Source organism: Paenibacillus sp. 1SOY10 (assembly GCF_056836745.1).
Map to the genome: position 1 here is coordinate 959,188 of NZ_JBXENK010000001.1, position 13,818 is coordinate 973,005.

A 13,818-nucleotide genomic window follows, 5' to 3' on the forward strand; every position below is an offset into this window, starting at 1 on the left:
TCATCTCTTTCTAAAGTCCGACATTAAGAGGATGTGCTGCAGCAAATGGAATACAAAGGCACTCCCATACCTCCAACCTTGGAACCGTAAAGGTAAACACCCTATTCTCCAAAGCTCCCTCCAGCGTCTCTCCAGCAATGAGCTGCTCAACATTGCAGGATACAGACGCCCCTTCCAGCCGAACAGCAACCTCAATCTGATGGAGCGGAAGCGTTGCCGCGAGTGGGCGCCTTCCGGCTCCATTCACCAAATGCAGGAGCAGTTGGTTATCCTTCTGAAATAACGTAACCTGTAGTCCCGGGCAAGAGGTGACGGACACCAACGGCCGCCTCATGACAGCGTAGCTAACGGCATTAGCCAGTAACTGGTCATGCTCGGCGAGCTTAAACTCGTTCATTAAGGCGCTAAGTGAAAACGGGAAATACAGTACCCGTCCCCTTCTCCATTTATGCTCCATAGCCAGCGGCAAATCTGTCTCCTTCACCGCCAGCGAAGCTCTCTCAGGCGGAGCACCGACACTTTCTAGCGGAGAGAAGGGGGGCACTAGCGTGGCAAGAACTCGGACATCATCGGAGAGCGGTTTGCAGTAAGTTACCCGCCCCCGATGAGGAATCAGCTCCGTGTCTTCCATGCCTGACCACAATGGATTTTCTTCTCCGCAGAATCGCAGATAGGAAGCCGTTAAGTTCTCACTGTTATAGAGATCGTCCCTAACCCCCAGCAGTCGGTGCAGTCTTTGCGTAGTCGACATCTCATGCGGGCCCTCGCAGACGGCATGACCAGGAGTCTCACGCGAGGTTTCCGCTGGCCTGGCTCCTCCTGTCACTGTCTTGAGTTCCGAGGTAAGCGTCCCTTCGGCAATCATGCATCCTCCGGCCCCTACATATTCTTCCAACGCCGTCAGGACTTCGGGAGTGTAATGAGTCTCGTCTGGAATCAGCACCGCCTTGTACTGCTCCAATCCCCAGTCCCCCACACTCTCAGGCAGCAGCACATTGAATGGAATTTGCTTGTTAATCAATGCCTCCGCCCAGCCTTCCGCCGCGCGTCCCGCATTCCATAGTAAAGCGATCTGAGCCACAGGCACAGCGCCGTCCATATAATCAGCTAATTTTGCCGTATTTCGGTTCAATTCTGCCACAGTCCGCAGAATACGCTTATCCGTAATCGTATCGGGAATACCGGTCAGTGAATGCCAGATTTGCCCTCCGTTCGCCGGAACCTGGGCCAGCCAAAAGCGGTATTCCGCCGTAGGCAGGCCCGTATGGCGCCAGTCCATCCCGGGGCAGGAGTGAACGATGCCGAATGGAGCGGGGCGCCCTGGCACGGAGCGGCCCACCTTAATGCTAAGTGCAGGCATCCAGAATTCCGGGATTCGGTGATGACCCAGCGAGAGCACATCCTGGGGCTCGGTGCATAGCATGTCGGTCATTTCTACGCGCTTGCCAAGATGGTCGCGATGCAGGTTATAATACAGAACCATGGGCACCTCTTCCCGTTCCGCCTTAATCGTCCTATACATGTTCTCCATATTGTCATCAAAACAACGGGCAGCAAAGTCCTTCTCCAAATCCGCAGCGACCCGCGGCAATTCTTTGCCATATAAGTCTGCGTATTTACGTTGGCAACCTTCGCAGCGGCAGAATATATAACCAGGAGCATTGAAGAATATGCCATCGATCTCATAGCGGGAGAGGACCTCCTGCAACACAGGAATGGCTACTTCCTCATTGCGGTAGCTACCGTTAATGCAGGTGGACAGGAGCAGCGGCCAGGGTCCTGGTCTTGCCGCGCCAATGATGTCCGGAAGCCCTTCCTCTTTGCGCACAAACCATTCCGGTCGTTGCAAATAAATGTCATCCTCAGCTTTGCTAAAATCAAACCTTGCGATAAACCGCAATTCTTGATCGTGACAGGCCTGAATTAAATCCTTCAGCAAATCGGTATGGGCGGGTAAATGATTATTTACGGTATGAAACCGTACCCTTGAAGGATACCACGCATAGATGCCGCCAGTATTGAACACCAGCACGTTAGCGCCAAGCTCTTTGATCTGACTTGCTAGCTTCTGTGGATTAATTCGCCCAGTATCTTTGACCTGCATATTGGTCTGAATCACTCTCAAGGGCTGCTGCCACCAAGAGCGGTCAGTGTCCTTTTGCCACATCATTGCTGCTCCCCGGTAAACTTCTCATATTCCCTGGCCATTGCCTGGAAAGCTTCCTTGATATCGGACTGATTTCTCAACGTATCGACATATTCCCTGAATTCCTCCATCGATATCTGCCCAACAATCGTTTTGGTTATCATCGTGGTGTATTGATCGGAATACTTCGGCCACGTTCCACGCCACTCTTCCGAAGTAATCACTCGGTAAAAATCAATTTTTCCAATCTCGTCGTAATTTTCTACCTCTTTGATCTTTGCATCATTATATTCTTTATCGCCTGAAGCACTGATCACCTTGCCCCACTTGGCGTAGGCCAATACCCCGGCGCCTTTACTGGTTGTATTAACTTCCTTAACCCCTTGCTCCGTCAACACCTTTTGCTCGCCCTTTACCGTATGATGAACCCCCTCAATGCCATAGTAAGAGAAATCCGTCATCTCCTGGGAAGCGGTCTGATCAAAATACTTCAGTAATCTCTTTACCTTCTCCTCCGGTACTTTTTTAGAAATATAGAAACCTCCCGCTACACCGGTCTCCAGACCTACCGCATAATCACCATTTGGCCCGGTTAAGGTCAAATTCAATATTTTGGCATCGGGTTGCCCCGATTTCTTCATGGCTTCTTCCCATTCATAATCCCACCAGATCGGCCGGCCGTAGGAAGCGGCACGATTTGTCTTGAACAGTTCCTCGGCCTGGCTCTCCTTCATGACCACATACTCCTTGGACATCAGACCCTCGGCATACACCCCCCGAAGCCATTCAACCATGTCCACATATTGTGGTGTCAAACCGGGACTCATCAGCCCGCCTTCCTCATCATAGGTCGGGTTGTACGCACCGAATCCGGCCTGAAGCGCTGATGGTGGGTTATTAATATACAGCAGCCCTACTGTATCTCTCTTCCCATTATTATCCAAGTCCGCCTCAACGAGCTGCTTGAGCGCTGCTTTGTATTCATCCAAAGTGGTAGGAATGGGAATATTCAATTGCTTCAACCAGTCCTCCCGAATTTTCAAGCCGCCATCCACTCTTGAGCGGGAACGAGGAAGCGCATAAATCCCCTCGTCCACTGAAAGATACTTCAAGGCATCCGGCGCTAGATTGTTTTTCAAATTCGGATATTCGCTAAGGTCGCCGAGAAAGGGAGACAAATCCCAGAACGCCCCATTTTTGATAGCATTGATCAGCGTGGGACGAATCGGATTCTGATACGCGACCACCTCTGGCAAATCCCCAGAGGCAAGCAGCAGATCCAATTTACTATCCAAATCTCCGGAAGGGACCCATTCAATATCCAGCTTCGTGTTCGTTAGACGTTCCCACTCCTGCCAGTACTCGTTATTCATGTCCGGAATTTCATTGTACAGCCCGGCAAACATTTTTATATTTAATGGTTTGGCATCCTCCTCCGCCGTATTCCCCGATCCGGCATTGGATTTACTACTTCCGGCGTTGTCACCGCATCCGGCCAGCATAGTAATCGCAAGCAAAGCAGTAACCCATATGAACCAACCTCTTCTTGCCTTTGTCATCTCTGTATCCTCCCTTTTGTGGTAACTTGCATTTTTATCGTACCGAACATGGAACCAGGCACTCCAGAGACAATAATTGCCCTTCCCTTCCGAACAAGAAACGTCCGGTTGAAATGGTCCCGAGTTCGCTCCAGACCAACAATGATGCGTCCAAATCCATTCAGAGACTGATTCTTCAGAAAAAAATGTCCGGCGCTACCCTTTTACGGAGCCAAGCATCACGCCCTTAGCAAAATGCTTTTGCAAGAAGGGATAAACGACCAGAATCGGAACCATCGCCAGTACAATGGAAGCCATACGAATCGTCTCCTGAGGCACAACGTTTTCGTCGCTGGCTCCGGCCTGGGCCACGGCCATCGAGTTAGAATCAATGACAAGTGTTTTGATCAGAAGCTGAAGGGTCCATTTGCTTGAATCGGATAAATAAATCAATGCGTTAAAATAGGTGTTCCAATGCCCTACCGCAAAAAACAAGGTGAACGTGGCGATAGCTGGCATAGACAGCGGTATAATGATTCGCAGGAACACACCAATGTCTGTGCAACCGTCAATTTTGGCCGAATCCTCCAGTTCAGGAGGAAGCGACTCCAGAAAGCTCTTAATGACCAGTAAACTCCAGGCATTCGTCAAGCTGGGCAATATCAACGACCAGTAGGAATTAAGCAAGCCCAGTTCCCTGACCAGCAAATAGTTGGGTACAATTCCGGCGCTGAACACGAGAGTGAAAATGACCATCCCCATCATCCACTTCTGACCAGGCATCGTTTTCTTCGTTAAGCCGTAGGCCATCATAAAGGAGATAATCACATTGAGAATCGTGCCGACCACCGTAATAAAAACGGTACTCTTGAAAGCATTCAAGAAGCTGTTTGTCGACAGAATGTAACGGTACGATTCCAGCGACCACTTCTCGGGAAACAGATAGAACTTAAGCGGCACGTAAACCTCAGGATTCGTGAAAGATACGCTGAATACATATAAAAAAGGGAAGACACAGGCCACCGAAAATAGAGTAATCAGACTATAGTTAATCCAGTCGAATAAAGTCAATCCCTTTTTGTGCATCACAAAGCTCATTGGACTACCTCCTCATCCCAAAATTCGTCTACATGTAGAATCAGATTGCTAATAGATTCCTTCATGTCCGAGCTTTCTGACGATCTTATTGGCTGTTACAATCAGGACCAGTCCAACCAGCCCTTTAAACATCCCTACCGTTACCCCTACACTGATCTTGCCTTGCAAAATACCGTAGGTGTATGAATAGGTATCGAACACCTCGCCTACAGAGCGAACCAGGGGGTTCATCATGAGTAAAATTTGCTCGAAGCCCGTATCCGCCATGCTCCCCAAGCGAAGGATCAGCAAAATAATAATTGTTGGGCGAATAGCCGGCAACGTGATATGCCAAATTTGGCGGAAGCGCCCCGCACCATCCACAACCGCCGCCTCATACCTTTGAGGATCGACCCCGGCCATGGCAGCAAGGAAAATAATCGTTCCCCAGCCCGCTTCCTTCCACATGCTCTGGGCAGTCAGCAAGGCCCAAAAATAGTTGGGTTCAGAAAGGAAAGAAATCGTTTCTCCGCCGCTCTCAGCGATCAATTTGTTCACAATACCCACGTCAATGGAGAGCAAGAAGAAGGTCATGCTGGCCACAACTACCCATGACAGGAAATGCGGCAAATAGACAATGGATTGATTAATGCGCTTGAAGCGTTCATGCCGTATCTCATTAAGCATCAGCGCCAGCAGAATAGGCAGTGGGAAATGGAACACCAGCGCAATAAGGTTAATGGCTAGCGTATTGCGCAACATGATATAGAAGGTTGAACTGCCAAACAAGTCGGAAAAGTGCTTGAATCCCACCCAGTCGCTGCCGAAAAAGCCGAGAAACGGATTATAGTCTTTGAAGGCTAACAGAAGCCCCCACATCGGAGCGATTTTGAATACCAGAAAAAAAATCAATCCCGGCAAAACGAGCAGATAAATTGCGCGATGCTTCACCATTCGGGAGACAAGCCCCACGGAATGTCCGGCCTTAGACATCGTCTTCGACTTGCGCAAGGTCGTTTCTGGCTTCATTCGGTAGCCCCTCCTTTCGTCTTTGCTCGGAAGTCTTCGAAACCTCAAGCACAATAGCCTCGTACCGGTCCAGCCTGGGCAAGGAAATTCGAACTAAATCCCCGCATGAGTCCAGATGCAGATTCTCCCTTGTGCACAAGGAGCGGGCTTGCATTAACGGGTATGGGATTTCAAGCTCTATCTGTAGTTCATTTAATGGAATCGGTTTCATATAAGTGGTTCCGTTAAATCCGGAGAGGTTCAAGAGTTGGAGCAGGTAATTTCCGTCTTTCATTCGATGCAAAAATATCTCCGTGCTGGCGGGAGCATTGGTCGTAAGCCTTCTCCTGCCCATCAACTCCAGCAGCGTGTCCGTGACCACACGCTTATGATCCTCGAATCCGTGTCGGTAATAGAGCGCCCCGGGACTCCACGGGAAATAGCCCCCTATCGCCCTTCCCCCTCGCCGCAAAATGCCGAGAGCCGAATGGGTGCTGATTCGATGACCATAAGCCCGTTCCGGAGGTCCAAAGGTGGAGGCCTCAATGTAAGTCATCCTGCACTCCACCTCGGGATGAAATGTGAACCGGGCAAATTCTCCTGAGATGATCCAGCCACGTCCCTTCATGCTGGGAAAATGCCGGACATCGGTAACATCCAGGTAGGCAGCCGGTTCATTCAGTCGAAGCTGTCCGCTTGTTGCGCCAAACCATTCCGACAACAAATCGGCATCTCGCTCCAGAGCAATTCCCGTAGCAAACAGCACGGCTCCTGCCTGCTGTGCTGCACGCAACGCACGAACAGCATCCGCATGAGGCCGCTGCAATCCAGGTAGAAGGACGGCCCGGGCAAGCTTGAGTTGCCCCGCCATGGCCGCAAGTTGTTCCTCCAGCACCACGTCAAATACGATGTGCGACTCCTTTAACATCTTGAACAACCCGAAATATTCCTCTCCCGCTCCGGAGTCCAGGGGCTTCACCAGCACCACCTCGGCCATGGAATACAGATTGCCAAATACGTCCTCGTTCCGGGCATGAAAATGGAAAATTTCTTTGACTGTCGGGAGGTTTGCTTGGTCAGGATAGCCCTCGAAAGCCCCGATAATACAGAAGTCAAGTCCTGATCCGTTCGCGATATTCTGATACAATCGAATCGCCGTCTCCTCTTCGGATACCCCGGTGAAGCGATAGGTCAGATCCACCGCATTGATGCTGCAATTGCTGATCAGCTTGCCTTCCCAACTGTTTGCAATTGTAGCGACGTTCTCCGAGGCCGAATAGAGCCATAAGGGACCCCTGCGTGTCAGCGAAGTATTGGACTCCTTCCGCACGATATCTACCTGATGAGAATGATAGGTGCTGATGGCAACATCAGATCTTTTGCTTTTGACGAAAGCATGGATTTTCTCCAGCATCATTCTGGAGGTTTGCTCCTGGAACGTCCGGTAAGCGGCATGCAGCGGGTGCCCCGAGCCGGCATAATCGGATAAATCCTCCCCGGTCAGCTCCTTAAAGCGACGCCGACAGTTCTCGCAATAGCAAGGACCATAATAATTCCCGCTATAGTCCCAGTGCTGATAGCCAAACATATTGAAGAAAATACCGTCCACCTCATACCGCTCCAGCACTTCACCGATACTCTCCAATGATTTCTCTTGCTGATACTCCCCGTTCAGGCATGTGTGTACGATCCCGGAGTAATTCACTTCTCGCCCTTCCCGGTCTCGATAGAACCAATCCGGATGCGAAGCGAACAAGGATTCATGCGCTTTGCTAAAATCAAAGCGAGCGATGAACTTTAGGCCGGCCTCATGCGTCTTCTCCAACACCTCCCCCACAAGATCTTTTTTTAGATAGGGGGTTACGTACTGATGTTGTAATAAAGAGGGATAAAAGGCAAAGATGCCTCCCACGTTCATCATCAGAACATTGGCCTGATATGACTGTAGCTCCTGAATCAGAAGCTCGACATTCATTACTGCGTCTGTCTCTCGTAAATTATTTTGGATCAACCGCAAACGGTTCGCGGACCACCAGTTCATTCACACCCTCCTCCTTTTCTGTTGCTACTTAAAGATAGCCTAAGGTGAAGGAGGCATTGTAGGGACATCTTTTGCTCTCTTGAATTCAGGAAAAAAATGTCCGTAAGGAATCATGCCAATGAGTTAAATATGCGTTTCGTTTGCAAGATGGTTAGTGATACGGAGGTTTCGGGGCTCGGGTGCGTGGGGGGTGTACAACGCTAGTCTTCCTTTTCGCCTTTCAAAATATTGTCCTTCTGGTCAATCATCATTTGATAAAATTTCAGCAAGGTGTGGATCTCTGACTCGGAGAAAGCGTCCATGGCTTTAATAAATCGGTGCTCCATCATTTCATGCAATGTAGCATGCACCTCAAATAGCTGCCTGCCCTTGGGCGAGAGGCTAAAATATACTTCCTTCTTGTTATCATTCATTCGGCTCCGCTTAATATAAGCTTCCTCCAGCAGCTTGCTGCTGATCTTCGTAATACTAGCCTTGGACAAATTCATCTTCTCCGCAATGGCCGTATTATTAATCGGCTCATGATTGCCGATACAGTCAAGCACATGAATGCTCGTCATATTGTTCGGAATAGAGCTTAATCCATGCAGCCGAGCAAGATCGGCAAATTCTGCCACTTCCGTCGTAAAAATCTGCTCTGTCATATGGGAAAGATGGAGAAAACGACTGTAGAATAATCGCTTAAGTCCTTCAGTTGGATCCATGTTGCTGCCCCCTTCAATCATAAATAGTTCATCAACAAACAATTATAATCATACCTCATCATTTCCTTTATTAGCTATCAAAACTTAATAAATACCTTGAAACAAAAATAAAAACAAAGTTGACAGTCCGTTCATTACGGATATATAGTTTACTTGTAAACAAAAAATAGGGAGGGATAATTTTGATTGCTTCCAAGACAATAAAGGAACGCAGAACCATTCGGAAATTCAATGCATCCCCCGTACCGCAAGAACTTATCCTTTCCCTGGTTCATGAAGCTGTAAGCCTGTACCAAGCCGAGGGTTCATCTTTCTGGCGCTGTGTCTATTACGACACGCTGGAATCTCGTCAACGGCTAGCGAGCAGTATGATTGCCAAGATCAAAGATAGTAGCCTGGGTAAGCTGATTCCAGGGAAGATGACGGAACTGCTTACCAAACAGGCTGTAAATATTCCAGCGCATTTGGTCTTTATTGCCGAATCTACCGACACTCCTCATCAGAGTGACCGGAACTTTGCTGCCGTCTGCAGCATTATGCAGAACCTGCAATTGCTAGGTTGGGAACAGGGATTAGGTATGCTTTGGTACACAGATCCTATGCTAGCTAGCCCCTCCTTTTGGGATGAGATCGGTCTAAAATCAGGTGAAAGGTTTGCCGGAATTCTGCACATTGGGTATTTCGACAAAACGCCAAAAGCCCGAAAGAGAACTCCGGCAGAACGTAATTGGAGTATTGTGGGTGAAGGAGACACACTCCCTTCCCATCAACCTCAAGTTCCTCCTCAAGCCATTCTTGAATTACTCAATGAGGCCGTTTGGGCCCCGAATGATGGATTACGGGAGCCATGGCGCTTTGTCTATATCGCTGGCGGCGAAGCTGCCGATAAGCTGGAGAATCCAGCCCGGGACGGCTCGACCTTCCTCCTGTTGGTAGCCAAGGAAGAGAATGATCCCCATAAGCAAGAAGAGGATTACGCCGCCGTATGCTGCTTGATCCAAAACTTTCAATTGTTGGCTAGAGCCAAGCCTTGGCAAGTACATCGCCTGCTTCCAGAGTGGATCTATAATCAGCAGCGATGCGAGGCATTTGGAATTCGTCCACAAGAACGAATTGTGGCAGTCTTGGAGCTTGGTCTTGGGAAAGATTCAATGAATTCAAACCTTACCCAAGCTCCGCAAGCCCTGAATATTAGACAACTTTAGGGGCCAGGTGAACAAGTGGGGCCACGCTCTGGCCTCCACCTCCTGGTTAGGAGATAAGCTAAGCTCCGCCCCAGCCCAAATGCTGAATTAGGTGCTCTTGATCCATAGGGCGAATTCGCTGCTCTTCTGTAATATTCTCATAGAGAATAGCTTCCTTTCCTGCCTGAGTAATCCATTCCCGCAAAGCGGCAATCCGCCCTTTATTAAAATCAATATACTGAAAATCCAACTGTCGCAAAGACTCCAGCCCCACCAAAGGTTCCAGATCCTTTGCCTTCACGGCTGAAGAAATCTCTCTTAATGTGAGCAGCTCCAGGTGCTGGGCCGTCCACAAATGCTCAATATTTCGCAACCCCTTCATATTGTCCAGTTCAAGCTGCTTTAAGTGCTCCAATCTGGAGAAGTCGAAGAGCTGCTCGACCTTGGGCAGCGCCAGATAAAGACAAGCTAGATGAGGTATTGAGGCCAGTACATCCAGCTCGGTTAAATGACGGATAGCCGCTAGTCTAAGAATGCGAATGGTTGAATCAAAGAGCGCATCCAGCGAACCTTCCAGAGTACAATCATGTATACTCAGATATTTCAGCCTGGGTAGCTGGCTAATAAAACTCAAATCATAGATCGGTACGCTTAGCAGCAGCGTATCCAGAGAGGTTACTTCGCCTACAGGCGAGAGATCAACGAACTTGCCCCGTAATGAAAGATACTCCAGCTCTTGATAATTCGTGAGAAAGCTCAAATCCTGGAGCTTCTTGCTATAGATTGAAAGGTACTTCATTCCCTTTAGCTGACCGAGTTCGTTCAAATCATAGCTATGATAGAGGTTCAACTGTAAGGCAGCAACATGTCGCAGTCCGGCCAACCGAGAGAGAAAAGACACGGAATAACGTTCCTTCATGTCTCTTGGACTAATCGATAGAATTAGGTCCGGGCGCTTGGCAAATACATGCTCATCCAATTTCAGCAAATCGTCAGAATGGTCGGCATCAACAACAAAATAGATAACTGCCCGTCTTCTGAGATGTTCGACGGCTTCATCCATTTTGTCCCTGGTCCAAGGAACACCACTCATCGAATTGATCCATATTTCTTCCATCCTTCTCCAACCCCTCTGCTACCCGATTTCCTGTTTTATTACCCACATTATAAACAACCGTCTATTACTGAATCAATGCCTACTATTTCACTCTATTGAACATTGAACATGACTAACCTTTGTAATTAAGTAACCTCCACAATAAAAAGCTCTTGAGTTCTTCCCAGGCAGGAAGCTCAAGAGCTCTTGTAATTCATATGTCTGGCGCTTCAACATACTCAAAATAATCAAAGTCAGCGGGCTTGCGGAAGCCCGTCAGGTCCTGGCAGCACAAACCGACGAAGGCACCGGTGAACCACCCTTCATGGCAGGCTTCATCAGACAAGGTGCTGGCATCCAGCACAGGCCCGATCGGCTGGAACGCCTGCTCGCCTTTCGTAGAGTAGGCAAACTGAAGCTGATCATGATCCACCTCCACGCGCAGCCAGATTCGCAGTGCATCGTCAGGTAAGGGAAGATAGCCGACAGGTGCAGTGTAACGATTGTTAACCGCGGATAGAATACTGATACAACGGCCTATATCTTCGTCATGGGTCACGTGTAAATAATAGTAATTCTGTGTATCGTAAAGGCAGATCAGACCCGCCAGGTGCTTGAAGCTCGTCGGCGTGAACTCCAGGCAGGTGGTAGCCGTGAATTTAAACTCCTGCCAACGCCGGGCAATCAGGCTTTGCCTGTATTTCGAGCCAAGTCCTTCCCTGCCATAAAGTCGCAGGTAGCCCTTCCGCTCCGCTAATGAATAAAACGTTGCATCCAGCGGCACACGCAGAGACTGAAAGTGTATATCCAGGATTTCACTGTCAAAGTCATCTCGGTAGGGGCGTTTGGAGGCAGGCTGAAGCGGAAGCCCTGGGCCCTCTACTTCCACGTCCGGCAACAGGGTACCATTCGACAAGCGAAGCCAGCCACCTTCGGTCCATTCCACCTTTTGCAGCGCCGTTTCGCGCCCCAAGGTGTACTTGCGCTCTCCCTTTTCCGTCCGGTTCTCCAGTGCCCGTCCGCAAAGATGAACCATATACCACTCACCTGTTTGCGTTTCTACAAGGTCACCATGTCCGGATTTTTGCAAGAGCAGGTCAGGGTGATCCCTGGATGTCATTAGCGAATTGCCGGAATAAGCTTCATAGGGTCCAAATAAATCCTTCGATCTCAAGATGGATTGTCCATGGCCCTCGCCTGTTCCCGTATCTGCTGCGAACAAGTAATAATACCCGTTGCGTTTGTAGATATGGGGCCCTTCCAGATAAATATCATCACTGGCATAAATGGTGACAGGCTCACCAATGACACGTTGCTCTTGCTGCGAATACTCCTGAAGGACGAGATGACCCTTGTAGCGCTTCATGACCCGATGATCCGTAACCATACTGACTATATACTTACGTCCATCATCGTCATGGAATAAGGATGGATCAAAGCCATAACTGTGCAGATATATCGGTTCTGACCATTCGCCGCGTATATCCGTCGCTGTTACGAGGAAGTTCGGTGTATCGTACATATTGACATAGAACGAATTCACAACCGTATAAAGTAAATAATAGACACCGTCATGGAAGGTCAAACACGGCGCCCACACGCCCTGGGAAGCTCCAACACCACGAAGATCCAGTTGAGACACCCGATTTAATGGGCGAGTAATCAATTCCCAATGGATCAGGTCCCTCGAATGATGAATTTGCACCCCAGGGAACCATTCAAAGGTTGAGGTGGCAATATAATAATCATCTTCCACACGGATGATGGATGGATCAGGATTAAAGCCCCTTAGAATCGGATTTTTAATCATACTTATGATGAGGTCCCCCTTCTCCTTGTTCTGTGTTTACCATATATGAAGGTCGTTGCCCTTTAATTTGAAGATGGCTTCCATAAAATAAAAGTCACCATAGATAATGGCATGATGATGGTTGGGAGAATGATAGGCTCCCGTCCCATACAGAAGAAAATGATCGGTACCCGGCGACCAATCCATTCTTGATTGGTCCAGCGTCCTCAATAGCTTCATCGCTGCGGTGATATAGGATCGGCTTTCATGGCCACCTACGGCCTTGGCAATTTCTATAAGCCCACATGCCGCAATGGCTGCGGCTGTATCATCCGCCAGAGCCGGCTCTTCCGGCTGCCGAAAATCAACAGGGATAATCCCATCCTCGGGAATATTCGCCATAAAATAATGGGCAACCCGCTTGGCGGTCTGCAAATAGGCATCCTTCCCCGTATGAAGATAGCTCATCATAAAGCCATAGAGAGCCCAGGTTTGGCCACGAGTCCAGGAAGATTCATCCCCGAACCCTTGCCCACCGTGTGCCCGGACCACCCCTCCGTTAAAAGGATCAAACTCGACGATATGATGTACTGAGCCATCCGGGCGAACGAAGGCCGTCATTGAGGTATCCGCATGCTTCATCGCAATCTGCATATAGCGGGGATCACCCGTTTCTTCCGTCGCCCAGTATAATAGCGGAATATTGAGCATGCAATCGATGATCGCCCAGCCCCTCGTATCCCCTTCCGCCAGATCATTCCAGGCCCGAATGAAGCTGCCAGCCACATTGAACCGACCCGCGAGCAAATTGGCTGCATGCAGCGCCCGCTTGCGAGACTCGGGATTCCCGGTAACTTTGTAGTTCGCTACGCTCGTAGGAAGCCACATGAAGCCAACATCGTGGTGAAGACCGTAATATTCCTTAAAGCATTGGTCCAGCTTGGCTTCCGACACTTCGGCAATCTCCTTGTATCTCTCCTGCCCGGTGGCCTGATACATCAGCCATAACATGCCGCCCCAGAAACCGTTCGTCCACCAGCAAATGCCGTCGGCTACATCGCCTGATGGGTTCACTTTCGCCCGATCATCATGCACGCCATTCACCGTGGTATAAGGAATTTTATCTCGCGAGCGTTCGCTGACCTGCTCCATCTTGGCGGTTAGCCTGGCGATTACCTCGTCTAACCACTGCTGCTGTGTAGCATTTAACAAAGAAGTTCACAGCCTTTCCTCCT

At 49.3% G+C, this 13,818-nt stretch carries 10 protein-coding genes; 1 reads left to right on the forward strand and 9 read right to left on the reverse strand.

What is annotated here, in order from left to right:
- Nucleotides 1–10 precede the first annotated feature (10 nt).
- The 6 genes from AC1VOR_RS04390 to AC1VOR_RS04415 all read right to left on the reverse strand — a co-directional run bounded on the left by AC1VOR_RS04390 (nucleotide 11) and on the right by AC1VOR_RS04415 (nucleotide 8,514).
- Nucleotides 11–2,170 carry an alpha-amylase family protein gene (locus tag AC1VOR_RS04390; RefSeq protein ID WP_482616040.1) on the reverse strand — a complete coding sequence of 720 codons (2,160 nt, stop codon included), beginning with the start codon at nucleotides 2,168–2,170 and terminating at the stop codon, nucleotides 11–13.
- On the reverse strand, nucleotides 2,167–3,705 hold the full coding sequence (locus AC1VOR_RS04395) for an extracellular solute-binding protein (RefSeq protein ID WP_482616041.1): 1,539 nt from the start codon (nucleotides 3,703–3,705) through the stop codon (nucleotides 2,167–2,169). The genes AC1VOR_RS04390 and AC1VOR_RS04395 overlap by 4 nt, the downstream gene beginning before the upstream one ends.
- A gap of 195 nt (nucleotides 3,706–3,900) precedes the next feature.
- The gene (locus AC1VOR_RS04400) at nucleotides 3,901–4,782 is read right to left on the reverse strand and encodes a carbohydrate ABC transporter permease (protein WP_059054134.1); all 882 of its coding nucleotides are present in this window, start codon (nucleotides 4,780–4,782) and stop codon (nucleotides 3,901–3,903) included.
- 48 nt (nucleotides 4,783–4,830) lie between these two features.
- Complete coding sequence (locus AC1VOR_RS04405) at nucleotides 4,831–5,790, reverse strand: ABC transporter permease (protein WP_482616042.1); 960 nt, start codon at nucleotides 5,788–5,790, stop codon at nucleotides 4,831–4,833.
- Nucleotides 5,747–7,810, reverse strand: coding sequence for a family 10 glycosylhydrolase (locus tag AC1VOR_RS04410; RefSeq protein WP_482616043.1), 2,064 nt, complete (start codon nucleotides 7,808–7,810; stop codon nucleotides 5,747–5,749). The genes AC1VOR_RS04405 and AC1VOR_RS04410 overlap by 44 nt, the downstream gene beginning before the upstream one ends.
- Before the next feature lie 200 nt (nucleotides 7,811–8,010).
- The gene (locus AC1VOR_RS04415) at nucleotides 8,011–8,514 is read right to left on the reverse strand and encodes a MarR family transcriptional regulator (RefSeq protein ID WP_482616044.1); all 504 of its coding nucleotides are present in this window, start codon (nucleotides 8,512–8,514) and stop codon (nucleotides 8,011–8,013) included.
- Between the two features lie 182 nt (nucleotides 8,515–8,696).
- Between AC1VOR_RS04415 and AC1VOR_RS04420 the strand changes: the two genes are divergently transcribed.
- The gene (locus AC1VOR_RS04420) at nucleotides 8,697–9,719 is read left to right on the forward strand and encodes a nitroreductase family protein (RefSeq protein ID WP_482616045.1); all 1,023 of its coding nucleotides are present in this window, start codon (nucleotides 8,697–8,699) and stop codon (nucleotides 9,717–9,719) included.
- Between the two features lie 58 nt (nucleotides 9,720–9,777).
- Here the strand turns inward: AC1VOR_RS04420 and AC1VOR_RS04425 are convergent, their stop codons facing one another.
- From AC1VOR_RS04425 to AC1VOR_RS04435, 3 genes are all read right to left on the reverse strand, one after another.
- Nucleotides 9,778–10,815 carry a leucine-rich repeat domain-containing protein gene (locus AC1VOR_RS04425; RefSeq protein WP_482616046.1) on the reverse strand — a complete coding sequence of 346 codons (1,038 nt, stop codon included), beginning with the start codon at nucleotides 10,813–10,815 and terminating at the stop codon, nucleotides 9,778–9,780.
- A gap of 193 nt (nucleotides 10,816–11,008) precedes the next feature.
- The gene (locus tag AC1VOR_RS04430) at nucleotides 11,009–12,604 is read right to left on the reverse strand and encodes a glycoside hydrolase family 43 protein (RefSeq protein WP_482616047.1); all 1,596 of its coding nucleotides are present in this window, start codon (nucleotides 12,602–12,604) and stop codon (nucleotides 11,009–11,011) included.
- Between the two features lie 36 nt (nucleotides 12,605–12,640).
- A complete protein-coding gene (locus AC1VOR_RS04435; RefSeq protein ID WP_482616048.1) occupies nucleotides 12,641–13,795 on the reverse strand; it encodes a glycoside hydrolase family 88 protein in 1,155 nt (384 codons plus the stop codon).
- Nucleotides 13,796–13,818: the final 23 nt, after the last annotated feature.

Coding starts and splice junctions, on each gene's coding strand:
- AC1VOR_RS04430 (WP_482616047.1), bottom strand. CDS start 12,604: ATGATTAAAAATCCGATTCTAAGGGGCTTTAATCCTGATCCATCCATC.
- AC1VOR_RS04415 (WP_482616044.1), bottom strand. CDS start 8,514: ATGGATCCAACTGAAGGACTTAAGCGATTATTCTACAGTCGTTTTCTC.
- AC1VOR_RS04390 (WP_482616040.1), bottom strand. CDS start 2,170: ATGATGTGGCAAAAGGACACTGACCGCTCTTGGTGGCAGCAGCCCTTG.
- AC1VOR_RS04410 (WP_482616043.1), bottom strand. CDS start 7,810: ATGAACTGGTGGTCCGCGAACCGTTTGCGGTTGATCCAAAATAATTTA.
- AC1VOR_RS04400 (WP_059054134.1), bottom strand. CDS start 4,782: ATGAGCTTTGTGATGCACAAAAAGGGATTGACTTTATTCGACTGGATT.
- AC1VOR_RS04405 (WP_482616042.1), bottom strand. CDS start 5,790: ATGAAGCCAGAAACGACCTTGCGCAAGTCGAAGACGATGTCTAAGGCC.
- AC1VOR_RS04425 (WP_482616046.1), bottom strand. CDS start 10,815: ATGGAAGAAATATGGATCAATTCGATGAGTGGTGTTCCTTGGACCAGG.
- AC1VOR_RS04395 (WP_482616041.1), bottom strand. CDS start 3,705: ATGACAAAGGCAAGAAGAGGTTGGTTCATATGGGTTACTGCTTTGCTT.